The sequence below is a fragment of the Traorella massiliensis genome (assembly GCF_900104665.1).
GTDB lineage: Bacteria > Bacillota_I > Bacilli_A > Erysipelotrichales > Erysipelotrichaceae > Traorella > Traorella massiliensis.
This window is the reverse complement of sequence record NZ_LT629967.1, coordinates 530,722-556,069: the sequence shown is the minus strand read 5'-3', so window position 1 is coordinate 556,069 and position 25,348 is coordinate 530,722. Positions and strand designations below refer to the sequence as shown.

Here is a 25,348-nt window from a genome sequence, read left to right as displayed (position 1 = left end):
CTCTATTGGCGGAAAGGGAGAGAACCACCACATCCCCCATAGAAAGGGGGTGAGAAGATGGAAGCGATCCCCCGCAAATACGGTGAATGGGGCCAGTTTGACCGCTACTGCAAGCTGGTTCTGTACCATGAGGCGATAGATTATCTGCGGGAAATGAAGTGCCGCCGCGACCGTGAAGTGTCGCTGGACGCTCTTTCCCCGGCTGATTGGGACAAGCTCTCGACCGTAGATCGGTATTCCTGCGACAGCTTTACATTCAGTTCGCATGGCTATGACCTACATATCGACAACGAGCTTGTGGCCGAAGCGTTTGCCAGCCTGCCAAAAGACGAGCAGAGTATTTTGATTCTCCGCTTTGTTCTGGATTTGACTGACGAAGAAATTGGCCGCCTGATGGGAATGTCCCGCAGCGCAGTACAGCGCCACAGGACAAGCACCTTAAAAGACCTGCGTGTAAAATTGATGGCGTTCATGCCGGAGGGAGGTTAAACGCGGATGAAGCAATCCAGTTACAAGGGCAAAAGCCCTCTGCCTGATTTTGTGATCGACGCGGCCTGCGCCGGTAACGCCGAAGCCGTGGAGCGTGTCTTGCAGCATTATGACGGCTATATCAATAAGCTGTGTACCCGGACGCTCTATGACGGCAGCGGTCAGCCTCATATCTGCATTGACGAGTATATGAAGCGCCGATTGCAAATCAAGCTGATCCATTCCATCGTTAGTCCCATTGGCGACTGACGGTTAAGGCCCCGGCCATAGACAGGCGGCTTTCCCTTTCCCCGCCTGCCTGTTTTCCCGGCGGCCCCTTTGCTCCTTGACAAATACGCCCGCAGGACAATGGCGGCGCGTCATAGGGCAGACGGATACATTCTGTCTGCGCCGAGCCGGGCGGCAGGTGCGCCAAGAGGTTTTCCCTCATTGGGATAAGCGGAGCGATTTTACCGGGCCGTAAAGCAGGTGTGGCAGCCTGCGGGCGACGACGCGCAGACAGGACAATGATACTCCCTTGCCGTCGTAGTCCGAGCGTTTGAAGCGTCGCAGGCAACGAGCAGGGCCGCGTGAGAACCACGCAGGGGTGAGATTCCCGTGGAGCTGTGCCAGCAGCCGTCCGTTACTTTCTGCCCACTTTCACAACAATAACCTTTGTTTTGAAAAGAAAGGGGGCCATGTTATGAGTAATAACGATGTGCCTATTTGGGAAAAATACACGCTCACCATTGAGGAAGCGTCTAAATATTTTCGGATCGGGGAAAACAAACTGCGTCGGCTTGCCGAGGAAAACCCCACCGCTGGCTGGGTGATCCTGAACGGCAACCGCATCCAGATCAAACGGAAGCAGTTTGAAAAAATTATTGATTCCCTTGACACAATATAGTGAAAAAGGGCCTTGCTCGTGTTATAATAGGTTATAAGCGTGTCAAGGCTCTTTCCGTCATGGAAAGGAGCATGACGAAATGCCAAGAAAAGAACGAGATGAAAAAAGACGGGACAACAAAGGCCGCCTTTTGAAGTCTGGAGAGAGCCAGCGATCAGATGGAAGATACGCTTACAAATACATTGACACCTTTGGAGAAACCCAGTTTGTTTACTCATGGAAGTTAGTACCTACCGACAAAGTACCTGCCGGGAAACGGCCCTGTCTTTCCCTGCGCGAGAAGATCAAGCAGATACAGAAAGACCTTGACGACGGGATAGACACCATCGGCAAGAAAATGACCGTGTGCCAGCTTTATGAAAAGTACACCCGGCAGCGCGGGAATGTGCGGAAAGGAACCCAAAAGAGCCGCCAGCAGTTAATGAAACTTCTGTCCGAAGATAAGCTGGGCGCGGCCAGCATTGACAGCGTGAAGCTGTCCGACGCAAAAGAATGGGCCTTGCGTATGCAGGAAAAGGGCGTTGCCTACAACACCATCTGCAACAGCAAGCGTTCCTTAAAAGCCATCTTTTATATGGCCGTACAGGACGATTGCCTCCGCAAGAATCCTTTTGACTTCCAGATCAATGAGGTTATCAACGACGATACCGTACCAAAGGTGCCGCTTACCCCTACACAGGAAAACGAGCTTTTGGACTTCATGCAGAACGATCCTGTCTATGCCAAGTATTATGACGAGGTGGTGATCCTGCTGGAAACCGGGCTTCGTATTTCCGAACTCTGCGGCCTGACGCCAGCCGACCTGAATTTTGAGAAGCGCTTTGTGAATGTAGACCACCAGCTTTTGAGAAGCACCGAGGACGGCTACTATATCGAAGCGCCAAAAACAGAAAGCGGATTCCGTCAAGTGCCGATGAGCGCAGCCGCCTATGAAGCGTTTGAGCGCGTGTTGAAGAAGCGCAGGGACGGCAGGTGCATTAAGGTTGATGGTTATAAGGACTTCCTGTTCCTGAACCGGGATGGCCTGCCCAAAACCGCCGTCAACTATGACGCCATGTTCAAGTGCCTTGCCAAGAAGTACAACAAGTGCCACAAGGAGCCGCTGCCCGATGTGATGACGCCGCACACCATGCGGCATACATTCTGTACCAGAATGGCAAACGCGGGCATGAACCCCAAAGCATTGCAGTACATCATGGGACACGCCAACATTGTAATGACGCTGAACTATTACGCCCACGCTACTTTCCATTCCGCACAGGAGGAAATGGAACGGCTGCAAGCCAAGGCAAAAACCACCACAGAGGCCAAGCCGGAAACTGCGGCGGAAAACGCCGAGGAAACCAAGGCGGCATAAGTAGTACGCAGAATTTACTACTACTTTTACTACTTTTGAGAGTGAAAACATGAGGGGTAATAAAAAGATTTGTGAGGTTCTTCCGATATGAAAAGTGCCGGAAAAGCCCGAAGTAACGGGCTATACCGGCATATAAGAACATCTAAAGAGATAATTAGAAATCTATTAAATTATTCTAATAAAAATATAGGTAGTATTCTCTTTGAACAATTTATTTTTTTTCATTTTAAATTCTTTTTCATCATAGTATTTTCTCATAGTATCTCCTCCCTCGTCTAACAACTGTATCGTAAAGACAAAAGTCTTTTTTGCCAATAACTTATTAGTTGAAAAGAGGAATTCAACTGATAGTTGAACCAAAAAAATCTCTATGTTTTCACATAGAGATCTATTTTACTGTAATCTTATTTAAATGCCAGATATCACGAGCATATTCTTCTATCGTTCTATCACTTGAGAAGTAACCGCTCTTAGCAATATTTACTAAACACATTCTTGCCCAGTGATGACGATCTTTATAGTGTTCACGGATGCGTGCCTGAGTAGCCTGATAAGCATCAAAATCAGCTAATAAGAAATATTCATCATTCTTAAACATTAATTCATCATAAATGATCTTGAACTCATCTTTGTTGTCTGACCATGTACCATCAATAAATGAATCAACGATTTTCTTTAAATGTGGAATATGGTTATAATAATCCCACACATTATAAGAATTCGCACGCTTCATCGTTTCAACGTCTTCTACCTTTAATCCAAATATCAAGGCATTATCATAACCAACACGATCAACGATTTCTACATTCGCACCATCTAAAGTTCCTAAAGTAATCGCACCATTCATCATAAATTTCATATTTCCTGTACCACTGGCTTCTTTTCCGGCAGTTGAAATCTGTTCACTGACATCAGCAGCATTCATTAAGATTTCCGCAATGCTGACACCATAATTAGGAATAAAGACAACCTTCATATACTGTGAAATATCAGGATCATTGTTAACTCTTTCAGCAATCGCATGAATCAGCTGAATAACTTTCTTCGCAAAAGTATAGGCCGGAGCTGCCTTAGCCGCAAAAATGAAAGTACGTGGGAAGATTCTAAAATTTGGGTCTTCTTTCATTTTCTGATACAAGTAAATAATATGCATGACATTCAGAAGCTGACGTTTATAAGCATGCAGACGTTTTGCCTGGACATCAAAAATAGAATTAACATCTACTTCAATTCCTGTTACTTCTTTGATATAAGCCGCCAAAATCTTCTTTCTTTCCAGTTTTACTTGTAAGAATTCTTCCTGAACCTGAACATCATCTACATAATTCATCAGTTTTTCTAAATCCTGAGGATGTTCGATATAACTCTCACCAATTGTTTTATCTAATAAAGCCTTTAGTTGTGGATTTGAATATACCAACCAGCGACGATGTGTAATACCATTGGTCTTATTATTGAATTTTTGAGGTCCGATCGCATACTGATTCTTAAAGACATCATTGATCAGAATATGTGTATGCAATGCCGCAACACCGTTCACAGAATGAGAACCAATGATGGCTAAATTAGCCATATGTACTTGTCCATCAATAATAATTCTTGTCGAATTAATCAAATCTGAACGATAATATTTATAATTCAAATCATAGCAGTAACGACGATCGATTTCTTCAATGATCATATAGATTCTTGGCAATAAAGTACGAACCATATTTACCGGCCATTTCTCTAATGCTTCTGACAATACTGTATGATTTGTATATGCAACTGCTTCCTGAACGATTCTAAATGCATCATCCCATTCATACAGATAATCATCCATTAAGATACGCATCAATTCAGGAATTGCCAATACAGGATGCGTATCATTTAACTGAATTGCATTCTTTTCCGCAAAGTTATCTAACGTATCATATACACGTAAATGAGCTTTGATCAAAGCCGTCAGTCCTGCTGACACAAAGAAATATTGTTGTTTTAATCGTAGATATCTACCAGCTTCAGTAGAATCATCCGGATAAACATTTTGATTGATTGCAATCACATCTCTGATATATTCACCGAATTCCTGTGAGTTAGAAGCATCTTCAGCAGGTTCAGCACTCCACAAACGAAGAGTATTCGTCAGATTTGTATTATGCCCCACTACTTCCATATCATATGGCACAGCACGAATGATCTGAGCACCTACATGATTGATCTTCGCCTTTCCATAGATATCCATTTCCATTTCTACTGAACCATAGAACTTAACATTAACTGCATGTTTTGGTTTTCTTACTTCCCAAACATTTCCTAGCTTTAACCACTGATCAGGCACTTCTACCTGCTTGCCATCTACAATTTTCTGTTTGAAAAGACCATATTCATAACGAATACAGTTACCATGTCCGGCATAGCCCAATGAAGCTAGTGAATCAAGGAAGCATGCAGCAAGACGCCCCAGTCCGCCATTTCCTAATCCAGCATCGCTTTCCATTTCTTCAAGTTCATTAATATCAATACCTAAGTCATTCAAACCATCTTTGACAATGTCATAAATTCCAAGATTCATTAGATTGTTTGTCAGTAATCGGCCAACTAAAAATTCCATAGAAAAATAATACATCTGTTTTTCATTTTTCTTAGCAATCTCTTCCTTGCTTGCTTTCCAGTTCATAGCAGCATAGTCACGGATCATTGTTCCAAGTACCATATACTTTTCGGTGATGTGGGATTGTTCAATGGAACGGCCATATTTTGCGATAATTCTAGTTTTAAATTCTTCTTTAAATTCTTCTTTGTCTTTAAATTTATATCCCATAATTACCTCCCATAGCGCTATGATTTTAACACTTTTTAAGCATTAAAAAAAGCCTTTTTTGCGATAAAAGGCTTTTCATATAAATTCTTTTCTAAAATTTTCATGCATATCATCACGATTCACTACTATCATCAATATCTAAAAATGATCCTCATTCATATTTTATATTGCAGATGGTACTAATAAGTTCATGACAATATCAACCATCATCTCTTTTTCCTGAGGCTTTGATTCTGCAATCATCAATGTTATCGCTACTAAAGCATCATTACTTAAAACCATATTTTTTTCTTCATCAAACAAAGCATGATTGCGATTCAAAAATTCAAGAAACAAAATAGCGGCCAAACGTTTATTCCCATCAAAATAAATATGATCTTTGACAAGAATTGAATACAGTTCTTTTCCAAATAAATCAGATTTCTTAGAAAACTTCATTGTTTAAAACCACTTTATTTATGGAAGTCTGGTTATTTTGGAGTTTCAATTCTTGCCATTTCCTTCTATATATTCATCAATCATATCTTCTTTAATTATTTCAGTATTATTTATTAAGTCTAATTCTTTTAGTTTAATTATAGACCCTGGTTTACCACCTAACGGATTTTCCACATGCGGATTATCCACATACGGAAAATGGGGATCTGGATGAAAGTCATTGTTTTGGTTGTTTTACTTGTTTTCACAGGAATCCAATAATTCATATTCATACATCATTTTCTTCCTTGAGGTTTTGTAATTCTTTGATGATCATAATCATCAAGCAGATCCAGTGCCTGTGAATATGCTTCGATAACCTGAAGAATCTCATCTGCTTCCAGTCCAGCCATATCAGCAAAACCACTTATAAGAGTTTGCTGCACCTCTATTTTTCTCTGCAATAGTGCCATTCTTTTTTCATTAACAGCATATCCCTGAATCATGTAATCTTTTAATATTTTAGTAGCCCATTTTCTGAAGGCAATGCCTCTTTTTGATTTTACTCGATAGCCGACAGAAATAATCATATCAAGATTATAATAATAGGTAGGCTTATCACTAAATTCGGAATTTCCGAATTTAGTCATAGTAGTTTCTTCTTCCAGTTCTTTGCTTTTATAAATATTTTTTATATGCTCATTTATCGTTGATGCAGCTCTGCCAAATAATTCTCCCATCTGAGTTTGAGTAAGCCATACAGTTTCTTCTTGCGGAGTAACCGTTACATCAAGTTTTAATTCACCATCTACGAACTGAATAATTTCATTTTTTATATTTATCTCGAACTCACCTCTTTTCATTCTAGAATCAGCCACTACTCCCTAAGCTTAAAGTTTTAAATTTAAACAATAAACGATACTATTTACATATAAATTATATCATATAATACAATATAATGATATATTTATTTTGCTATTTAAATCAAAAAGAGCTATTTTTCGGTATATACCATATCGTGTGGTGTGGTTACCCCTATAACAGAAAATGTGGTTATGTGAAAATTATGTGACTATGTGGTCTGGTATAACAGTTTTTGTGGTAGTCCTATGACATTTCTGTGGTTTTTGCTTGTAAAATAAAATCCTCCTTGTCGTATAATGTGTGTGTTCAAAATCACTTTATACAGAAAAGGAGGTAGACATATTCATGTCCTTACATAAGTTTATCACAGATATGCTGAACATTAAACCGGATAATATTGATAAGATTGATTCCTTTGATCTTTCTGACGGTTCTGTAAATCTTAGAATCAGACTGAAAGCCAAGAAAGATATCTGCTGCCCTGTATGCGGCGGAAAAGTCCATATCCATGGCTATTCCTTAAGAAAACTGATCCATTCCACTCTTGTCAACAGAAAATGCACCATCTTTTATGAACGCAGAAGATTCAGATGTGATTCGTGTGAGATGACTTTCTTTGAAGAGAATCCTTTCATCAATTCTTCTGAAAATGTGACCTTTGAAACCAAGGTCAATGTTCTCAAGGATCTCAAGTTCGTCAATAATACCTACACTTCTACGGCTGCCCGCTATCATCTTTCTGCCACCAAAGTCCAGCGCATCTTTGATGCCCATGTCAATATCCCCAGAAAGCCTTTGCCGGAAGTCCTGTCTATCGATGAACACCATTTTCCTGAATCCAGCTATGATTCTCTCTACTGCTGTCTTCTGATGGATTTTGAGGACGGCACCATCATCGATGTGCTTCCTGACAGAAAAAAAGATTATCTTGCCGGCTATTTTACTAAAGTGCGGCTGGATACTTACGATGAAAAGACCGGAAAAAGCGAACTCGACAATGTCAGATATGTCTCGATTGATCTCTACAAGCCTTATAAAATCATTGCTCAGATTTATTTTCCTAAAGCTCTCATCTGCGCCGATTCCTTTCACGTTCTCAAACATCTCACTGAGGCCTTCAGAGCTGTCCGTCTGAGGTGCAGAAGAAACACCGAAGATGAAAATCTCCGGTATCTTCTTACAAAGTTCAAGTATATCTTCAGTCATGGCTTCAATCTCGACAACGATCCTAAGTACAATAAAAGATTCAAGCGCCGCATGAACTACAGAGACATGCAGACCATCCTGTTTGAGCGTTTCCCTGATCTGAAGAAAGCCTATGAACTGAAAGAAGGCTATATTCTCTTCAACGAGTCCTGCTGCGTGCAGAATGCAAAGGAAAAGCTTGCAGATCAGATCCGGCAGTTTGCAGATTCCGGAATCAGTGAATATGCTGGCTTCTACAATCTTTTGATTAACTGGAATGAAGAGATCGTCCATTCATTTTCTGCTGTCAGCGGCAGAAGAATCAACAACAGCTATATTGAATCAAGAAACAATCAGCTGGAAAGACTGATGATGAATGCAAACGGGTTTAGAAATTTCAAAAGAACCCGTAACAGAATACTTTACTGCCTGAATAAAAAAGACACTTTTAAAATTTAAAAACAGCTACAGTATATAACGATAATACAAGTGATTTTGAACAGAAAAGGCGATCGAACCGATCACCTTTTTCCTCATATAAACCACAGATTTGTCATAGTCATACCACACACTCTGTTATAACTTTCCACATGGTTGTGATAGCCTGACCCACACGCTGTTTATAGCCTAGACCACAGAATTATTTAGAATCCCCTATTTTTGATATAGCTCTTCTCTTACTTATTCAGATTTTTTAGATTTAATTTCTTTTACTTCGAAGATGATACCACTGAAAGGTGCAATTTCAATTTCACAGCTGTAATCCAAAAAATTATGAGGTACTTTTTTTGTACGTAAAGCTTTTTTATTTCTAATATTGCTTCCGCTATAAATATCCGTATCTGTATTTAGTACTTCCTTTAGTGTTGAATTTTTTTCCACACCGATCCTGAAATTAGCATAGTGGTTTGGTGAGAAATTCAAAACAATAATAAATTTCTGATCCTCATTCATACGCTGATAGATAAACATATTATCTGCCTTATTATCAGCATCGATCCACTTAAAGCCTTCCCATGTATAATCCAGTTCATAAAAAGCAGGATTCTCAACAACGAGTTTATTTAAGTCTGCAATGTAATGTGAAAAGGAATCATGCATTGGATATTCTAACATAAACCAATCATTTTCTTTTTCTTCATCCCATTCTCTAAATTGAGCAATTTCATTACCCATGAAATTTAATTTCTTTCCTGGATGTGTCATCATATACATATACAATGTTCTTGCTTGGGCAAATTTCTGTTCATAATTGCCCCACATCTTATCTACGATCGTATGTTTTCCATGAACAACTTCATCATGTGATAAAGGCATGATAAATTTTTCAGAATAGAAATAAGCCATTGAAAAAGTAACCTGATTATGATGATATTGACGATAGATCGGATCTTTTTCAAGATATTTCAACGTATCATGCATCCATCCTAAATCCCACTTGTAATCAAATTCTAAGCCGCCATCCCATGCAGGTGCGCAAACTTTTGGAAAATCACTCGAATCTTCTGCAATTAAAAATACTTCCGGATGGAGCTTATGAAGATTATTATTCATTCGCTTGATGAAATATAAAGCTCCTTCGTTGACTCCCTTATCCTTATTTCCTTGCCAAAAGATCATATTTGCGATCGCATCCATGCGCAATCCATCTACATGAAAAATATCTAGCCAGAAATTGGCTGCTGACATCAGGAATGAGCGTACCTCTTCTCTCCATAAATTAAAGTTGCTGGTTCCCCACTGTGAATTTGCATCATTATCATTATCATATTCATATAAAGGGGTCCCATCAAAGTAATTTAATGAATAATTATCCTTAACAAAATGTACAGGTACAAAATCCATGATGACACCAATATCATTCTGATGAAGGCGATTGATCAGTTTCTTTAAATCATTGATCTTTCCATAACGGCTTGTCACTGAAAAATATCCGCTTGTCTGATATCCCCATGAACCATCAAAAGGATATTCATTTAACGGCATGAATTCTACATGCGTATAATTCATTTTCTTGACATAATCAATTAACTCATCTGCAATCTCATCATAATTAAACCACTTACGTCCATCTTGAGGCTTTTTCCATGAGCCAAAATGCATCTCATAAATATTCATTGGCTGATCAAGATTACGAGTACGTTTTTTCATCCACTTAGAATCCTTAAAAATCGGTGTATGAATCTCTTCGATCACAGACGCAGTATCAGGTCTTAGCTGTGAGTAAAAAGCATAAGGATCTGCTTTGTCAGCTGTATTGCCTAATGCCTGAATGATACGAAATTTATATAGCTGGCCTTTTTTAGCACCGCCAATAAATAATTCATACACTCCTCTCTCATCGATGCGTTTCATCTTTGATTCTTCACTATCTGTCCAGTCATTGAATTCACCGATAACATAAATATTCTGGGCATGAGGTGCATATGTTCTGAATACAACTCCGTCATTTTCTATATGTGCGCCAAAATACTCATAAGCGTTGCACATATTTCCTTCAAAAAATTCTTTTAAATCCATTGCCTTCACCTCTCTATTGGATGGCATCAGACATGGCCTTCTGATATGCTTCTGTCTTCTCTTTAGCCTCCTGAATGGAATTTCCTTTTACACAATAATAAAATTTACATTTTGGTTCCGTACCGCTTGGACGAACCGCTACCCAGCTGCCATCTTTTAGATAGAATTTTAATACATCTGAATTAGTAAAACCATTCAGATCCGTTTCCTGTCCATTTTCAACTCGTTTAAGTGTCTTATAATCCTCATAAGCCACAACAGCTGTTTTGGCAATTTCTTTAGGTGTATGTTCTCTTAAAGTTGCCATGATCTGTTTGATACGCATAGCACCTTCCTGTCCTGCTAAGGAAAGTGATGTCTGGCTTTCCTGATAAGTACCTAATTCAGCATACAAGCCATTCAGCACATCTACCAGTGTCTTGCCTTGCGCATGATAATAGCAGGCAGCTTCCGCAAGCATCAAACAAGCCTGAGGAGCATCTTTATCACGTACAAATGGTGAAATGAGTGATCCATAACTTTCTTCATAGCCAAAAACATATTCTTTTTCATGAGTCACTTCATATTTCGCAACCTTTTCACCAATAAATTTAAAGCCTGTCAACGTCTTTTCTGTTTCTACACCATATTTAGAAGCAATCTTCTCACCTAAATCACTAGTCACGACCGTATTAAACATAACAGCATTTTTTGGCATTCTGCCCTTTTCAGTTAACTGTGAGAAAATATATTCAATCAAAACAGAACCTGACTGGTTGCCCGTCAAAAGCACATATTCACCATTATGTTTAACAGCAACGCCCATACGGTCAGCATCCGGGTCACAGCTCAGTACAATATCTGCATCTTCTCTAACTGCATATTCTAAAGCTAAATTATAAGAAGATGGTTCTTCCGGATTAGGAGTTGGTGTATTTGAAAAATCAGGGTCTGGTGTACACTGTTCTTCTACAGCCACATAATGATATCCTGTACGATCATAAATTTCTTTTACCGGAATATTGCTTGTTCCATGCTGAGGTGTAAAAATAATTTTGATATCATCTTTATTTACATCTGGATTCAATTGAATCGCTAAGACATTCTTGTAATATTCTTCATCAACTTCTTTGCCAATGATATGAATCAAAGATTCATCTGCTTTATCCGTCTTAATTGCCAATTCATCTTCTACTGCATTGACAAGGGCAATCACTTTACTAGCCAAAGCAGGAACCAGCTGGCAGCCCTTTTCATCATAAAGCTTATATCCATTGTATTCTTTTGGATTGTGAGAAGCAGTAATCATGATACCGCCTGCACATCCTAAATGACGTACAGCAAAGCTCAGCTCCGGTGTTGGTCGCAGGCTTTCAAAAACATAAGTCGTAATTCCAAAGCTAGAAAGTACTTTTGCGCTATCCATCGCAAATTCATAAGACATATGACGATTGTCATAGCCGATTGCAACGCCTTTATCCTTCGCATCTTCACCTAACGATAAGATATAATTCGCAAAGCCTACATTGGCTTTACGGATCGTATGTACATTGATACGGTTCGTACCGGCTCCTAATAGTCCTCTCATCCCTGCTGTACCAAACTCAATGTTGGTATAAAAAGCATCATTTTTTGTTTTTTCATCCATGTTTAAAAGCTCTTCTTTTAAAGCTGGATCGATATTTGGATGGTTCACCCATCTATTATATTGTTCTAAAATCATATGATTCCCTCCTGATATTTTTATTATACAACATGTGAAAGCGTTTTAGTTAAACAATTTTCTTTTTTTGTCTTGTTTTCTTTTAAATCTATTCTAATTCAAGTTATATTTTTTGATATAATAATATGTTGTGAGGTGGAAATTATGAATCAATCTGCTAATTTAGGACAAGGATCAGTAGGAAAACTCCTATTTAAGCTTGCCTTGCCTGCCATTGTTGCGCAAATCATCAATGTTTTATACAACATGGTCGATCGTATGTATATCGGCCATATTGAAGGCATCGGGGATATAGCCTTAACTGGTGTTGGTGTGACGATGCCGATCATCATGGCCGTGAGTGCCTTTGCTGCTCTTGTAAGTATGGGGTCTGCCCCAAGGGCCAGTATCATGATGGGACGCAAGAAAAATGATGAAGCTGAAAATATCCTTGGTAATAGCTTTGTACTGCTGATCGTTATTGCTATCATCACTACAGCACTGATCCTAATTTTCGGCTGGGATCTGCTTCTTTTCTTTGGTGCGAGTGAAAATACTGTTCAGTACGGATGGAGTTATCTTCAGATTTATGCATGTGGAACTATCTTTGTACAGCTGACCTTAGGACTTAATGCCTTTATCAGTGCTCAGGGTTTTTCAACTGAAGCTATGAAAACAATTTTGATCGGTGCTATTCTTAATATTATTTTAGACCCTATTTTTATGTTTCCATTGAATATGGGAGTTCAGGGGGCAGCACTGGCAACAATTCTCTCACAGGCTGTTTCTTGTGTATGGGTCATCTTATTTCTATGTGGAAAGAAAACTTCACTGAAATTAAAAAAGAAATATATGACATTAAGACCATCTGTTTTCTTGCCTTGTATTGCATTAGGTTTATCACCTTTTATCATGCAATTTACAGAAAGTGTCATTACGGTTTGTTTTAATACTTCATTATTAAAATATGGCGGCGATATCGCTGTTGGGGCAATGACGATCCTTTCCAGTGTCATGCAATTTTCAATGTTGCCGCTGCAGGGTATGACCCAGGGCTCGCAACCCATTGTATCTTATAATTATGGAGCTGGAAATCTAGATAGAGTTAAAAAGACCTTCACTTATCTTTTAGTCAGCTGTATGATCTATTCGACAACTCTTTGGGCCATCAGCGTATTTACACCTCAATTGTTTGTCAGTATCTTCACTGATAAGCCTGAACTGGCTGCTTATACTCAACACGCCTTACAAATTTACATGTCTACAAGCTGTTTATTTGGGGCCCAGATTGCCTGTCAGCAGACTTTCATTGCTTTAGGAAATGCGAAAACAAGTGTATTCCTGGCTGTTTTACGAAAAATTATCCTGCTGATTCCATTGATCTATATTCTTCCAAATTTCTTTGCCGATCAGGCAATTGCCGTCTTCATGGCAGAACCGGTAGCAGACTTTTTAGCTGTATGCACGACTGTTACATTGTTTACGATTTATTTCAAACATTTATTAACTCAAAAAGCAAATTAACGTTTGCTTTTTTTTTACATTCTTAAGCACTCTGTAAGGATTTGAGCCACCTCCTGGATCTTTAAATGACAATTCTGATCCACCCATTTTTTCAAAGTAATCGTAAATCCTGCCTGATAACAGATAAAGCGTAATGCCATCACCTCTTCATCATAAATACCGCGATCATGAAAATAAGGTACGATTATTGCTTCCCACATTTCTTCTAAACCATCTTTTAAAGGAAAAGTAGTATTCATTTCAAAATATAGCTTATAAAAATGTTGATTTTCTTTCACATGCAGAGCAAAGATCTCATAAGAACGAAAAGACATAAATTCTATCTTTTCAGGTTCGTTGTCATACGTCTTTATTAACTGTTTAAATATGGAAGACTGTACATCTTCGATCAGTTCAACAATATCTTCATAATGCTGATAGAAAGTTGTCCGATTGATTCCTGCATGACGACAAATCTGAGCAATATTTACTTTCTTTTTTTCATAAATGATTTCTAAAAGAGTATCTTTAATTTTTTGATGTGTCTGCTGATAATGCTTATTCTTTTTTTGATTCATATTTCCTCCAAATAGTCAACACATGATGTATTTTTGATGATTGATGAATTCATTTTATGATTTTATAATAAATTTAGCAAGTATGCTTGATTAATGGAGGTTTAAAAAATGAGCAAAAAACTTGAGAATAAAGTCTTTCTAATTACCGGTGCCGCAAGTGGCATGGGAAAAGCAACGGTTACCAAATTTGAAGCTGAAGGAGCTTATATAGTAGCTGTTGACCGTAACACATCTGTTATAGAGGTATGGGACGGACATGATCAAATCACTCCTTTAATTGCTGATGTCACAAAGCTGGATGACATTAAAAATATGGCGAAAACAGTCAAAGAAACCTATGGTCATCTTGATGGAGTATGTAACATTGCAGGTATCAATGATTTAAGTTATCCATTATTAGAAACAGATGATGAAAGGTGGGATAATGTTATGAACATTGATTTAAAGGCACCTTTTAGAATTCTTAGAGAAATGATGCCATTGATGATTGAAAATGGCGGTGGAAGCATCGTCAACATCGGTTCTTACGCTGCTTTAAGGGGTAATCATGGTCCTAGCTATACGGCTGCTAAAGCTGGACTGGAAGGATTAACAAGAAGCATTGCCTTTAGTTTTGCGAAAAATAATATTCGCTGCAACATTGTTCATCCTGGTGGATGTGCTACAAATCTTACTCTAGGCGGTCAAAAATATCACGAAGCTCAAGCATGCTTATCAAATCTAATCAAAGCAATGCCAGTCAAAAGCTTTGGACAGCCTGAAGAAATTGCGAATATCTGTGCCTTCTTATGCAGTGATGAAGCGACATGGATCAATGGTGCAGTAATTTCAGTTGATGGCGGTATGTCTGCTTGTTAATTATATATAGTCCCTCTTTTAAGAAAAAAGAGGGACTTTTTATAAAAAATCTGTCCTAAGACAGATTTTCTGAAGAATTAACTTTAGGTTTTCTATAGTATATTATAGAAAATAATAAGATTGATAAACATCCAATCAAAAGTCCGATTAGAATATCACTCAGATATGAATATCCCAAAATAAGCTGACTGATTGCAGCAAGCAAGATCCAAGAAAAACTAATCATAGATAGAATTGTTTTTCTGTCTCTAAATCTTCTGGCAAATTCCGGTACCAGATTGATAAGCAAGATATCCGCTGTTAAAGCCATAGTAATAGAAGGAAAACTTCTATTCAAAAAACCTGTTGGCTCAAAAGAAAAACCTGACAAATACCATGGTTCAAAAACATTCACTGTTCCATCTAATCTACGAAAAGGTATTCGATCAAAAAAAGCAGTACCTATTAGTGTAATAAATAAAATCAAAGCAAAACTGCTAAGCCCTAACTTTGAAGCCTTCCTAAGTGCTAAAGCATCATGATCACAAATTAACTTTGTTACCATATAACAACATACAAATATGCCTATATCTATTGCCATTATCAAAGTGATAGAATAAAGTCCAAGATTATAAAGAAAAACGTAACCACAAAGAAAACCAAATACTGCTGTTAATAGAAAACCACCTGCTGCACTTAACATTGAATAAGCTGAATAATCCCTGCTGCGGCTATTAAAGATACCAGCACTGAAAAAAGCCATCAAAAGATATGCCGGCAGTTGTGCAAAGACATGAATGCTTCGGCATATAAGCGAAGAACGATTGTACAATTCTTCACTGATTTGATAATCAAAATAATATGAAACTACAAGAAGCATGACCAATATAACAAAGAATATTTGAAATTCTTTTCTAATTTTCATTGTAATCACCTGACTTAATAATAGGGAGAAAAGAAATAAATGTCAACCTAAACTGATTTATTTATGATCCGTACTTCCAAATCCTCCGCTTCTTTCACCTTCACTGCGATCATCATCCGCTTTCTGATATTTCATGAAAATCGCCTGCCCGATTCGCTCATGTTTAGAAATCATAACCGGTTCATCTTTGAAATTATAAAAAGCAAATTTTATTGCTCCATCGTTATCGCTATTCCCATAGTAATCTGCATCAATGATACCTATGCTATTAGCCATCACAAGCCCCTTTTTAAATGGATTAGAACTACGATTACATAACATCAAAAACTCATCTTCTGGCATATATGCTTTAAGACCTGTTTCCACCAAATAAGGTTTATCCCCTAATTTAAAAGGCATGATCACACAATCTTGCGCAGCTTCTATATCATATCCCGCTGATCTCTGTGTACTTCTTTGCGGAAGACAGATATTCATATCCTCAAACCCTTTCGCAACTTCAAATCCTCTATTTCGCATGTCGGCCCTTCTTTCTGTTCTTAAACTCCTGAAGTCTTTCTTCCAGCAACGGTCTTACTTTCTTCGAAACATAAACCTCATCATCACTTGTAAGCTTAACACGATATCCTCTTAAAAACTTCTTCTTATCTTCTATTTTTAATACACTGCGGTATTTGAACATTTTCCCTGCATAAAGAAAACCATTATCATATAATACAAGCGTACGTGTCAGAACTGATTCTGCAATAAACACTACACAAAAAAATGCTAAAACGATAAACATCATGCCATACAAATAATTCTGATCCATGAAAAAATAGATTCCAAATACGACCATTAACACAGCAAATACAACATATGCAAGAACTATATGCATATAATCTTTACAAATTTGAACATTTTCTTTATTCTTTTTAATTTCTTCTACTGTTTTACGCATTACAATAAGTCCGCTAAATGCTTCTTTACCTTCATACACTAAAAAAGCAGCGACCAGCAATATGATGATCAAACTGACAATATCCATAATAACCCTCTTTCCTAATGCTAATAATATATCATAATCACACTCAAAAATGTAGTTTAATTTTATAATTCAATGAAACGAATATTATTCATCTGTTTCATAAATCATATCCCCTTCATAACAAATCATGATTGATAATTCATTAAAGTCATTTTGTTTGGGAAGCATAAGATAGCCATTATATACTGCAAAGTTGTATCCATAACTTTCACCAATCACTTCAAAAGAAAAATCTTCATATCGCTTGAGAAACTCTGTCAAAGTCATTTTATGTCCATAAAATTCACCTAGTTTACCATTATTATTTAATAAATAAACAAAACAAAAATCAAGGTTGATCTTTTCTAAAAGAATCGTACCATCAACCTGTTTATATGGTTTTTTAGATTGTATAAAACCATGTTCAAAAAATAATTTTAATGAATGATCCATCACTTTCATTTTTTCTATTCGCATATCATGAAGACTGTATGGTACATCCGCTTATATCGTGTTTTCATTTTATAACCTCATTAAAATAAAAACATATCGAATCGATATGTTTTTATTGATCTTCTTTAATTATGCGATGATTTTCTGAGCACGCAGAATATCTTCGATAGCTGTCATAGCAGCTTCTTCATCTTCACCATTGAAAGTGATCGTAATTTCAGACTGCGTAGGAATACCCAGTGACATAACACCCATAATAGATTTCATGTTTACTTCACGGCCTTTAAAAGCTACGCTAACCTCACATTTAAATTTACTTGCAGCGCTTACAGCCACTGTTGCAGGACGTGCATGTAATCCAACTGGATCAATAACTTGAACAGTAATTTGTTTCATATTTTACATTTCCTCCTAAATAATCATCATTTGTATTTTAACCCAAATTGCAAACAGTTACAAGCATATTTTCTCATTTTCTTATTCAATTTCTTCACTAGAAAAACATCTGATTCCATTTTCTTCCAATAGCTGTGTACAAATTCCTTTTCCGGCAATCTTTTTTCCGCTAAAAGTGCCATCATAAACCCAATGAATACCACAGCTAGGAGAATTCTCTTTTAAGATTGCTGCCCTGCATCCATGCTCCTTTATGATCTGAAGAGCTTTTTCAGCGCCAAGATGAAAAGCTTCGTCAACGCTCTTTAGTGACTTTGAATATACTTTACCATCAATGATCTCACTAGGCTCACGGGGAATCGGCAAACCACCAAGACATTCCGGACAAATAGCTACAAACTCTTTATCCTTTAGATAAGCCATAATTTTCTCATCCTTACAATGACCGCCATCATATCGACAGTTCTCACCCAAAAGACATTTACTAACTGCTATCATTACATCACCTCTCAAATTATATCAAAAACTTAAAAATATCACGATTCAATAATTTTAATTTCACACTCTAACTTCTTAGATGTTTTTTCATAAACAATTTTTTGTACTTTCTGGATCAGCGTTAAAAAATCATGAAAGCTGGCATGTCCACGATTGATCAGAAATCCCGCATGTTTTTCTGATACTGCCGCATCACCTACACGATAACCTTTTAAATTGCAGTCATTAATAAGCTGGCTTGCATAAAAATCCGGACCTCTTTTAAATGTTGAACCCGCACTATATTGATCAAGCGGCTGCTTTTCGATCCTTTTCGCAATCAATTCTTTCATTTTCATACGAATCATTTCCGGATCGCCTTTTTTCAGCCGAAAAACTGCCATCGTGATGCATTCATCATTATCAGAAAAGATAGAGTGACGATATTTAAATGCACATTCTTCTTTAGAATATTCCTTTTTGATCGTTTTTACACGTTCAACGACATCACTGATTTCCCCGCCATAAGCTCCAGCATTCATCAATATTGCTCCGCCAGTGCTCCCTGGTATTCCATAAGCAAATTCCAGCCCACTTAAACCTTTTTGATAAGCAAACAGGCAGACATCCATAAGTTTCGCACCTGCATCAGCAATAATCATATCTTTATGACATTCAATATGATTCATTTGTGTCAGAATCATAGCTGTTTCAAATTCACGCTCATCACTGATCAATACATTGCTGCCATTTCCTAAAATGATCGGCTGATAAACCGCTAAGATTTTTTTTACTTCTTCTTCATTTTTGGGAAAGAAGATCTTTTTACATTTTCCTCCTATATGAAGTGTCGTATATTCTTTTAAATATTCATCTTTTCTTATTTCAATCTTGTCCATACTTTTATTATATGGAAGAATATGATAAATGCCTAATAGAATGCCTAAACCAATTAAAATATTTTATTTCTATGTACGCTTTATTTTGCATTCCTTCATAAGTGACATAAAATCTCTCAAAGAAGGATTTCCTTGCACTGATTTATAATAGATACCAAAAGAAACATCTTTGATACCCCTGATAGGAATACGCTGCACATTCATATCTGGCGGTAAAAATAAATCAGGTAAAATCGATATTCCTAATCCTGCCTGAACTAAAATTGTCACCGTTTCTGCACTCTCACAAAAATAGAAGTCCGAAGGCGTCCTGCCATCCATCAGCTCCCCTTGAATACGGGCAACATCATGCTGGGCTTTAGCAGGATCTAACAACACGAGTTTTTCTTTTTTTAAATCATCCATCGTAACCATCTTCTTTTTGGCAATCGGATGATCACAAGGAGCTGCACAGACAATAGATACTTTCGCAATCTCACGATAATTAGCACGTATTCTTTTTGAAGAAGATCCTTTAAAGCCAATAATTGCGTCAACATCATCTTCTTCTAACAGTCGATATAAATGTGCAAACGGAACAACCTGCAGACGTGGATGAAGCCCTGGATGAAGTTCTACTAATTTTTTTAAGATATCAGGCAAAAGAAATAAATGAACATAGCTATAACAGCCGATTGCAAGAAATTGAAGATGCTCATCACGGGGATCTTCAAATCTTTTTATGGCACGCTGAGAAAGTGCCACGATCTGCTTTGCATCATGAATAAATATTTTCCCCTCTTCTGTCAGCTTGACCGTACGTGTCGTCCGTTTAAACAGTTTTACATTTAAATCACTTTCAAGCGAACGAATCTGCTGAGTGACTGCCGGCTGGGTTACATGTAACTGTTCAGCAGCTCTGGCAAAATTTAAAGTTTCTGCTACCGCTAAAAAACAGGATAATTGAAAGGTATTCATCTTACACCCCCATTAATAAGTTTTCCTTATTAATAATAGCATTTTCTAAATTCGCATTCAAGCTTGTATCACTATAATAGTTCAATCTTCTTTTTTCCAAAAAATTATTAAAATTCTACAAAAAAAGACAAACCATTCTGGTTCATCTTTTCTACCATAATTATTATCATATTTACTTATTTGGCCGATACGTTTTAAAAGTAAAACCTTGTATCGTTTCTTCACCCATAACTTCTTTCTTTTTTATCGAACGATTCAGTGTCAATGTATTTAGATTAGTAAACCCTAATTTATGATATAAACGAAGTGCTTCAATATTAGCAGGAACAACCTCTAAATAAAGCGTTTCAAATCCTTGTTTTCGAATATATTCCCATATCCATTCAATGGCTTGTGAACCAATACCTTGACCACGATATTCTTCTCTTACAAAAATATCCTCCAACCAATCAATACCCGACCCACGACTTCCTAAATGAACAAATCCACACATAAGACCATCCACATAAATAAGAAATAATAGATGTCCAATACTGGTCCAATGTTTCAAGTCTTCCAAAGCATCACCTTCTGTTGGTTCGCAGTTGTGTGTTTTCCAGAAAGCTATGATATCAGCAATTAATTCTTTCTCATATTCATTCGTATATAATTTTAAATTTACTTCCATAATTCCCTCACTCATTTAAGATTGACTGTGTTTTCTGTGCAATTGCCTGTGACGTAAATAATTCATAATACATCCCTTTTAGCTTCATCAATTCACTATGCGTTCCCTTTTCCATGATCTTACCATGATCCAGTACTAAAATCATATCTGCATCAACGATCGTAGAAAGACGGTGTGCTACTACAAAGCTTGTCCTGTCTTTCAATAAAGTTGCAATCGCATTTTGAATCAGCTTCTCACTTTCTGTATCAATACTGCTGGTAGCCTCATCAAGAATTACGATGCGCGGATCAGAAAGTAACGCTCTTGCAAACGAAATCAATTGTTTTTCTCCTGTTGAAAGAAGATCGCCACCTTCACCTACTTGACTATCGTATCCTTTTTCCATCTTCATGATAAATTCATGAGCATGGATCAGCTTCGCAACTGCAATCACTTCCTCTTCACTGGCCTCTGGTTTTCCAAATCGAATATTATCTAAGATCGTTCCAGAGAAAAGTGAAGGTGTCTGTAAGACATAACCGATATTCGAATGAAGCCAGCCAATGCTACGATCCTGTACATTATGACCATCGATCCATATTTCACCTTTTTTCGGTTCATAGAAACGACATAAAAGATTCACGATCGTACTCTTGCCACTTCCTGTTTCCCCTACTAAAGCTACCATGCTTCCCTGCTTCACATGTAAATCAAAATCACGCAAGACCGGTTCATTTTCATTATAATAGAAATCAACATGGTTAAAATCAATATCACCATATAGTTTTTCATAGTTTTCCACCTTAGGATTCAACAAGGTTCCATATTTTTCAATAACATCTTCACGATCTTGTATTTCTATCGGTTCTTCAATCAGTGAGATAATACGTTCCCCATTTGCCTGTGCTACCTGAACCTCACTCATGATTCGAGCAATCTGTTTAAGTGGTTCAAAGAATAAATCAGCATAGTTGATAAACAATGAAAGAGTTCCAAACTCAATCGTTTGTAAAAGAACTTCCTGTCCGCCAATCGTCATCAGCATTGCAATGACCAAAGCTGCCAATAAAAAGACAATCGGCTGAAAGATAGAATTCAAATAAACCGCTTTTAAAGAATGTAATTTAAAAGAATGGGTCTTTTCCATGAATTCTTCAAAGTTTCTTTCTTCAACACCTAATGTTTTCGTAGTTTTGGCACCATTGATGCTTTCTGAAAATCCTGCTGTTACTAAAGAATTAGCTTTACGAGTCGCCCTTTGTTCCCGCAAGATTCTTTTTTGAAAATACAAAGAAACAACAAATAAGATAGGTACGATTGCCAATACTGCAAGTGCCATCTTCCAATCAATGATCAACATAACGATCGTCAATTCAACGATCAAAAAAGCTCCCCAAATCAAATCGACAAAGCTCCATGCCAATGTTTCCGCAATTCTGCTGCAATCTGAAGAAATCCTTGCCATGATCCATCCATTGGCTGTACGATCAAAATACGGAAAAGATAACTGTTGTACATGATCAAAACATTTTTTACGGAGATTCTTTCCAAAATCACTTTCCACATGTCCTGCATACTTAAAAAATGAAAACAGACAGAATGATTTAAAAGCAATCATACCAATATAAACAATACAAAAAACAGTTAAATTTGCATTTTCTCCTTTATTGATAGCAAAATCATTAATAGCACTTCGATTCAATAATGGAAATATGACATCATTGGCTGCAATAAAAATATTAAAAATAATGAGCCAGATTACCAGTCTTTTATGCTCCCATAAAATTTTAAATAGTTTTTTCCACAAAACTAAATCAAATTTTTCAGACGTATATTCTTTCTCCTTTAAAATACTACTCAAAAGAATCACCCCCTTCATTTTGAATTTCATAAATTCGCTTATAAATGCCCTCTTGATGAATCAGTTCATCATGGGTTCCCTGCTGAACGACACGGCCTTCATCTAAAACAATAATCTGATCAGCACTCTTAGCAGAATTGATACGATGCGTGATCATAAGTGTAGTAACCGGATAATCCAGTTCATTAAGAGCTTTTTGAATCGCTGCATCTGTTTTAGAATCCAAAGCACTCAAAGAATCATCAAAAACAACGATAGGACTCTTTAAAATCAAAGTTCTTGCGATTGCTACACGCTGTTTTTGCCCTCCTGAGAGCGTCACCCCTTTTTCACCAACTTCTGTATCATATCCTTGGTCAAATTCCTGAATAACATGATCGATACTTGCTGTCTTTGCGACACTGCGAATTTCTTCAAAAGAAGATGTCACAGCTACCCCAATATTATCCTTGATCGTTTTAGAATATAAAAACGGTTCCTGTAAAACGATCTGTACATTTTTTCTTAACCAGGATTTATTAATATCACGAATGTCGATGCCATCAATCGTAATACTTCCACTATCATAATCATAAATCCGATTTAACAAATGAATCAGCGAGCTTTTACCACTGCCTGTGGGTCCCATAATAGCCACTTTGGTATGTGCTTTGATACGAAAACTAATATCATGCAGCGTTGCAACTGTCGCATCCGCATAAGCGAAATTCACATGAGAAAACTCAATATCCCCGATAATTTCAGGCTTTATGCCACTTTCTAAATCCTCACATTCTTCATTTAATACCTCTTGAATACGGCCAATAGAAACGCTAATCTTACCCATATCAGAAATAATACGGCCCAACTGTCGAATTGGCCAGATAATCATACTTTCATAAGAAATGAAAACCGAAAATGTTCCTACCGTGATTTCTCCATTCATTGCCATAAAAATGCCAGCAAGCACCATGATAAAAATCTGAATCGTACCAATCAAATCACTCACAAACCAATAGATAGCCAAGACATGAATCATTCGATAAAGAAGATTTCTGAATTCTTCATTTGCAGTTTCAAATTTTTCAATTTCGTGAATTTCCTGATTAAAAGCCTTAACAATTCGTGTACCATTTAAGTTTTCCTGAATAACAGCCATCATTCTAGCTTCACTTTCATCACATTCAAGAAAAGCCTTCTTTGATACCTTATAAAAAATATAAGTAACAAGAAACGTTAATGGTGTCATACATAAAGCAATTAACGCTAAAGGTATATTTCTTGAAAATAAAACAGCAGCACTTAATCCTATAATGATAATGGAATATAATAATTCTGAAATCTGTCCAGATAAAAATCTACGTATCGTATCTATATCAGAAGTACTTCGCTGAAGCAGATCCCCGCTATCCTTCATCTTATGATAACGAAACGGAAGCTTCTGCATATGATTATAAAGTTCATTACGTGCATTCTCAGCAAACGTTTCCGATAAAATACCACAGTTTCTAGCTCGGCGATGAATTCCAAAACCAACAAGTGCATATGCAGTAATGACCAGTAATCCGCCAATCCACAGATTCGAACGCAGATGATCAATTCCACCTAAAGCATTCACAATATTCAACACCAGACCTTCTTCTAATGGAATTCCCTGAATCACATTATCAATCATATAAGAAAGAATTAATGGAGCTGCCAGAAGTCCTGAGACATAGATGACAACATCAATTAAAAGCGCTGCTACCTTAAACTGATGTGGTTTAGAAAACCGTATAATAAATTTTAAGTCTTTCATATTATCCCCCACTTACCTACAAAAAAAGGTGCACACAAGTGCACCCTATCTATACGATATCAAAAAATCAATGAGTCTTGACCTCAATCGCATATTGAAAAAATACACCTGAAAATTCAGTATCTACATAATTTAATTCCATCACTAATGAATCTTTAAACATGAACATGTATTTACCTCCTTTCCTGTGTACTTTATGTACAGCCTATTTCATCATACTATCAATTTGTTATAAATGCAACCATATTTTTCCACGATATATACATCTTCTGGTTTCCATTCATCAAAATAGTAGTAAATCACAAAAAAATAAAACAGATCATCGTATTTGCTGATGACCTGTTTAAATTGTTTTTTATAAGACTATGCTTCTATATACTCATTCACAACTTCGTTTTCTTTTTCTTCTTTTTTATTCAATTTTAGTCTTTTTTGAGGTAATGGAATCTCTACTCCTAAGATTAATTTAGTAGCCCAGTATAATATGAGAAAAACCAGAATTGGTATAAAACATGAAGTAATGATCATGACTGCCACCGTTTCAAGAAGATTGCTTAATAAAGCTTCTCCTTTATTTACCAGATCGCTGACACCACTCGTTAATGAAGAAATTCCATCACCAATCATATTTCCCAGATTATCCAGCCAGTTACCTTCTCCTTCTTCATTTTCAATTCCCTCACTTTCTTCCGTCAGTGAATCACTATCTTCAATATTCTGCTGGAGCGAAATTTGATGTGTTTGATCGATCAGCTTAGAAAGCTGTACACTCGTAGGCACCACTAATATCAAAACGACGCTAAAGGCACAAAGCTTTTCTCCAATCAT

The 25,348-nt window shown here is 37.1% G+C and carries 25 protein-coding genes and 1 pseudogene; 7 read left to right on the top strand and 19 right to left on the bottom strand.

Features of this window, described 5'->3' with window-relative positions; genetic code table 11:
- The first annotated feature begins 57 nt into the window (after nt 1-57).
- The 4 genes and pseudogenes from BQ5367_RS03905 to BQ5367_RS03890 all read left to right on the top strand — a co-directional run.
- Nucleotides 58-489 (top strand): sigma-70 family RNA polymerase sigma factor, encoded by a 432-nt coding sequence (locus tag BQ5367_RS03905; RefSeq protein WP_015554803.1) that lies wholly within the window; start codon nt 58-60, stop codon nt 487-489.
- Nucleotides 490-495: 6 nt separating this feature from the next.
- Nucleotides 496-738, top strand: a complete 243-nt coding sequence (locus tag BQ5367_RS03900) for a helix-turn-helix domain-containing protein (RefSeq protein ID WP_004611627.1) — start codon at nt 496-498, stop codon at nt 736-738.
- A gap of 433 nt (nt 739-1,171) precedes the next feature.
- On the top strand, nt 1,172-1,375 hold the full coding sequence (locus BQ5367_RS03895; protein WP_009296579.1) for an excisionase: 204 nt from the start codon (nt 1,172-1,174) through the stop codon (nt 1,373-1,375).
- A gap of 79 nt (nt 1,376-1,454) precedes the next feature.
- Nucleotides 1,455-2,660 (top strand): annotated as a pseudogene (locus BQ5367_RS03890) (tyrosine-type recombinase/integrase); the annotation flags it as partial.
- Between the two features lie 460 nt (nt 2,661-3,120).
- Here the strand turns inward: BQ5367_RS03890 and BQ5367_RS03885 are convergent.
- The 4 genes from BQ5367_RS03885 to BQ5367_RS03875 form a co-directional block, all read right to left on the bottom strand.
- A complete protein-coding gene (locus tag BQ5367_RS03885) occupies nt 3,121-5,535 on the bottom strand; it encodes a glycogen/starch/alpha-glucan phosphorylase (protein ID WP_071441244.1) in 2,415 nt (804 codons plus the stop codon).
- A gap of 162 nt (nt 5,536-5,697) precedes the next feature.
- Nucleotides 5,698-5,973 carry a hypothetical protein gene (locus BQ5367_RS03880; RefSeq protein WP_071441243.1) on the bottom strand — a complete coding sequence of 92 codons (276 nt, stop codon included), beginning with the start codon at nt 5,971-5,973 and terminating at the stop codon, nt 5,698-5,700.
- Between the two features lie 45 nt (nt 5,974-6,018).
- Nucleotides 6,019-6,147, bottom strand: coding sequence for a hypothetical protein (locus BQ5367_RS13885; protein WP_268874430.1), 129 nt, complete (start codon nt 6,145-6,147; stop codon nt 6,019-6,021).
- Between the two features lie 101 nt (nt 6,148-6,248).
- The gene (locus BQ5367_RS03875) at nt 6,249-6,815 is read right to left on the bottom strand and encodes a virulence RhuM family protein (protein WP_071441242.1); all 567 of its coding nucleotides are present in this window, start codon (nt 6,813-6,815) and stop codon (nt 6,249-6,251) included.
- A gap of 346 nt (nt 6,816-7,161) precedes the next feature.
- Between BQ5367_RS03875 and BQ5367_RS03870 the strand changes: the two genes are divergently transcribed.
- A complete protein-coding gene (locus tag BQ5367_RS03870) occupies nt 7,162-8,460 on the top strand; it encodes an ISL3 family transposase (RefSeq protein WP_071440743.1) in 1,299 nt (432 codons plus the stop codon).
- Nucleotides 8,461-8,682: 222 nt separating this feature from the next.
- Here the strand turns inward: BQ5367_RS03870 and glgB are convergent, their stop codons facing one another.
- Nucleotides 8,683-10,521: a 1,4-alpha-glucan branching protein GlgB gene (gene glgB / locus BQ5367_RS03865; protein WP_071441241.1), complete on the bottom strand. Its 1,839-nt coding sequence runs from the start codon at nt 10,519-10,521 to the stop codon at nt 8,683-8,685.
- 13 nt (nt 10,522-10,534) lie between these two features.
- Nucleotides 10,535-12,223 (bottom strand): phospho-sugar mutase, encoded by a 1,689-nt coding sequence (locus BQ5367_RS03860; protein WP_071441240.1) that lies wholly within the window; start codon nt 12,221-12,223, stop codon nt 10,535-10,537.
- A 144-nt stretch (nt 12,224-12,367) separates the two neighbouring features.
- Here BQ5367_RS03860 and BQ5367_RS03855 point away from each other — a divergent pair, with 144 nt between their 5' ends.
- Entirely contained in the window at nt 12,368-13,726 is a 1,359-nt protein-coding gene (locus BQ5367_RS03855) for an MATE family efflux transporter (RefSeq protein ID WP_071441239.1), read from the top strand.
- A gap of 14 nt (nt 13,727-13,740) precedes the next feature.
- Here BQ5367_RS03855 and BQ5367_RS03850 read toward each other — a convergent pair whose 3' ends face one another.
- The gene (locus BQ5367_RS03850; protein WP_071441238.1) at nt 13,741-14,283 is read right to left on the bottom strand and encodes a TetR/AcrR family transcriptional regulator; all 543 of its coding nucleotides are present in this window, start codon (nt 14,281-14,283) and stop codon (nt 13,741-13,743) included.
- 108 nt (nt 14,284-14,391) lie between these two features.
- Between BQ5367_RS03850 and BQ5367_RS03845 the strand changes: the two genes are divergently transcribed.
- Nucleotides 14,392-15,141 carry an SDR family NAD(P)-dependent oxidoreductase gene (locus BQ5367_RS03845; protein WP_071441237.1) on the top strand — a complete coding sequence of 250 codons (750 nt, stop codon included), beginning with the start codon at nt 14,392-14,394 and terminating at the stop codon, nt 15,139-15,141.
- Nucleotides 15,142-15,196: 55 nt separating this feature from the next.
- Here the strand turns inward: BQ5367_RS03845 and BQ5367_RS03840 are convergent, their stop codons facing one another.
- The 12 genes from BQ5367_RS03840 to BQ5367_RS03785 form a co-directional block, all read right to left on the bottom strand.
- Nucleotides 15,197-16,045, bottom strand: coding sequence for a phosphatase PAP2 family protein (locus BQ5367_RS03840; RefSeq protein WP_071441236.1), 849 nt, complete (start codon nt 16,043-16,045; stop codon nt 15,197-15,199).
- A gap of 57 nt (nt 16,046-16,102) precedes the next feature.
- Nucleotides 16,103-16,564 carry a dCTP deaminase/dUTPase family protein gene (locus BQ5367_RS03835; protein WP_071441235.1) on the bottom strand — a complete coding sequence of 154 codons (462 nt, stop codon included), beginning with the start codon at nt 16,562-16,564 and terminating at the stop codon, nt 16,103-16,105.
- The gene (locus tag BQ5367_RS03830; RefSeq protein WP_071441234.1) at nt 16,554-17,072 is read right to left on the bottom strand and encodes a hypothetical protein; all 519 of its coding nucleotides are present in this window, start codon (nt 17,070-17,072) and stop codon (nt 16,554-16,556) included. Before BQ5367_RS03830 ends, BQ5367_RS03835 begins: the two co-directional genes overlap by 11 nt.
- Before the next feature lie 84 nt (nt 17,073-17,156).
- Complete coding sequence (locus tag BQ5367_RS03825) at nt 17,157-17,528, bottom strand: hypothetical protein (RefSeq protein ID WP_143052343.1); 372 nt, start codon at nt 17,526-17,528, stop codon at nt 17,157-17,159.
- A 105-nt stretch (nt 17,529-17,633) separates the two neighbouring features.
- Nucleotides 17,634-17,900 (bottom strand): HPr family phosphocarrier protein, encoded by a 267-nt coding sequence (locus tag BQ5367_RS03820; protein ID WP_071441233.1) that lies wholly within the window; start codon nt 17,898-17,900, stop codon nt 17,634-17,636.
- A gap of 81 nt (nt 17,901-17,981) precedes the next feature.
- Nucleotides 17,982-18,398, bottom strand: a complete 417-nt coding sequence (locus BQ5367_RS03815) for a 2-thiouracil desulfurase family protein (protein WP_071441232.1) — start codon at nt 18,396-18,398, stop codon at nt 17,982-17,984.
- A 38-nt stretch (nt 18,399-18,436) separates the two neighbouring features.
- Nucleotides 18,437-19,276, bottom strand: a complete 840-nt coding sequence (murB, locus tag BQ5367_RS03810; protein WP_071441231.1) for a UDP-N-acetylmuramate dehydrogenase — start codon at nt 19,274-19,276, stop codon at nt 18,437-18,439.
- Between the two features lie 69 nt (nt 19,277-19,345).
- On the bottom strand, nt 19,346-20,233 hold the full coding sequence (locus BQ5367_RS03805) for a LysR family transcriptional regulator (RefSeq protein WP_071441230.1): 888 nt from the start codon (nt 20,231-20,233) through the stop codon (nt 19,346-19,348).
- 172 nt (nt 20,234-20,405) lie between these two features.
- Nucleotides 20,406-20,900, bottom strand: coding sequence for a GNAT family N-acetyltransferase (locus BQ5367_RS03800; RefSeq protein ID WP_071441229.1), 495 nt, complete (start codon nt 20,898-20,900; stop codon nt 20,406-20,408).
- A gap of 7 nt (nt 20,901-20,907) precedes the next feature.
- Nucleotides 20,908-22,743, bottom strand: coding sequence for an ABC transporter ATP-binding protein (locus BQ5367_RS03795; protein WP_408033453.1), 1,836 nt, complete (start codon nt 22,741-22,743; stop codon nt 20,908-20,910).
- Nucleotides 22,736-24,520, bottom strand: a complete 1,785-nt coding sequence (locus BQ5367_RS03790) for an ABC transporter ATP-binding protein (protein WP_071441228.1) — start codon at nt 24,518-24,520, stop codon at nt 22,736-22,738. Before BQ5367_RS03790 ends, BQ5367_RS03795 begins: the two co-directional genes overlap by 8 nt.
- A 363-nt stretch (nt 24,521-24,883) precedes the next feature.
- Nucleotides 24,884-25,348: a hypothetical protein gene (locus BQ5367_RS03785; RefSeq protein ID WP_071441227.1), complete on the bottom strand. Its 465-nt coding sequence runs from the start codon at nt 25,346-25,348 to the stop codon at nt 24,884-24,886.

What these genes read in the sequence shown, in the direction of transcription:
- BQ5367_RS03875 (WP_071441242.1), bottom strand. Translation starts at nt 6,815, where the DNA reads ATGAAAAGAGGTGAGTTCGAGATAAATATAAAAAATGAAATTATTCAG.
- BQ5367_RS03900 (WP_004611627.1), top strand. Translation starts at nt 496, where the DNA reads ATGAAGCAATCCAGTTACAAGGGCAAAAGCCCTCTGCCTGATTTTGTG.
- BQ5367_RS03835 (WP_071441235.1), bottom strand. Translation starts at nt 16,564, where the DNA reads ATGCGAAATAGAGGATTTGAAGTTGCGAAAGGGTTTGAGGATATGAAT.
- BQ5367_RS03815 (WP_071441232.1), bottom strand. Translation starts at nt 18,398, where the DNA reads ATGATAGCAGTTAGTAAATGTCTTTTGGGTGAGAACTGTCGATATGAT.
- BQ5367_RS03895 (WP_009296579.1), top strand. Translation starts at nt 1,172, where the DNA reads ATGAGTAATAACGATGTGCCTATTTGGGAAAAATACACGCTCACCATT.
- BQ5367_RS03790 (WP_071441228.1), bottom strand. Translation starts at nt 24,520, where the DNA reads ATGAAAGACTTAAAATTTATTATACGGTTTTCTAAACCACATCAGTTT.
- BQ5367_RS03800 (WP_071441229.1), bottom strand. Translation starts at nt 20,900, where the DNA reads ATGGAAGTAAATTTAAAATTATATACGAATGAATATGAGAAAGAATTA.
- BQ5367_RS03825 (WP_143052343.1), bottom strand. Translation starts at nt 17,528, where the DNA reads ATGCGAATAGAAAAAATGAAAGTGATGGATCATTCATTAAAATTATTT.
- glgB (WP_071441241.1), bottom strand. Translation starts at nt 10,521, where the DNA reads ATGGATTTAAAAGAATTTTTTGAAGGAAATATGTGCAACGCTTATGAG.
- BQ5367_RS03885 (WP_071441244.1), bottom strand. Translation starts at nt 5,535, where the DNA reads ATGGGATATAAATTTAAAGACAAAGAAGAATTTAAAGAAGAATTTAAA.
- BQ5367_RS03840 (WP_071441236.1), bottom strand. Translation starts at nt 16,045, where the DNA reads ATGAAAATTAGAAAAGAATTTCAAATATTCTTTGTTATATTGGTCATG.
- BQ5367_RS03905 (WP_015554803.1), top strand. Translation starts at nt 58, where the DNA reads ATGGAAGCGATCCCCCGCAAATACGGTGAATGGGGCCAGTTTGACCGC.
- BQ5367_RS03845 (WP_071441237.1), top strand. Translation starts at nt 14,392, where the DNA reads ATGAGCAAAAAACTTGAGAATAAAGTCTTTCTAATTACCGGTGCCGCA.
- BQ5367_RS03830 (WP_071441234.1), bottom strand. Translation starts at nt 17,072, where the DNA reads ATGGATATTGTCAGTTTGATCATCATATTGCTGGTCGCTGCTTTTTTA.
- BQ5367_RS03850 (WP_071441238.1), bottom strand. Translation starts at nt 14,283, where the DNA reads ATGAATCAAAAAAAGAATAAGCATTATCAGCAGACACATCAAAAAATT.
- BQ5367_RS03880 (WP_071441243.1), bottom strand. Translation starts at nt 5,973, where the DNA reads ATGAAGTTTTCTAAGAAATCTGATTTATTTGGAAAAGAACTGTATTCA.
- BQ5367_RS03860 (WP_071441240.1), bottom strand. Translation starts at nt 12,223, where the DNA reads ATGATTTTAGAACAATATAATAGATGGGTGAACCATCCAAATATCGAT.
- BQ5367_RS03820 (WP_071441233.1), bottom strand. Translation starts at nt 17,900, where the DNA reads ATGAAACAAATTACTGTTCAAGTTATTGATCCAGTTGGATTACATGCA.
- murB (WP_071441231.1), bottom strand. Translation starts at nt 19,276, where the DNA reads ATGGACAAGATTGAAATAAGAAAAGATGAATATTTAAAAGAATATACG.
- BQ5367_RS03870 (WP_071440743.1), top strand. Translation starts at nt 7,162, where the DNA reads ATGTCCTTACATAAGTTTATCACAGATATGCTGAACATTAAACCGGAT.
- BQ5367_RS03855 (WP_071441239.1), top strand. Translation starts at nt 12,368, where the DNA reads ATGAATCAATCTGCTAATTTAGGACAAGGATCAGTAGGAAAACTCCTA.
- BQ5367_RS03785 (WP_071441227.1), bottom strand. Translation starts at nt 25,348, where the DNA reads ATGATTGGAGAAAAGCTTTGTGCCTTTAGCGTCGTTTTGATATTAGTG.
- BQ5367_RS03805 (WP_071441230.1), bottom strand. Translation starts at nt 20,233, where the DNA reads ATGAATACCTTTCAATTATCCTGTTTTTTAGCGGTAGCAGAAACTTTA.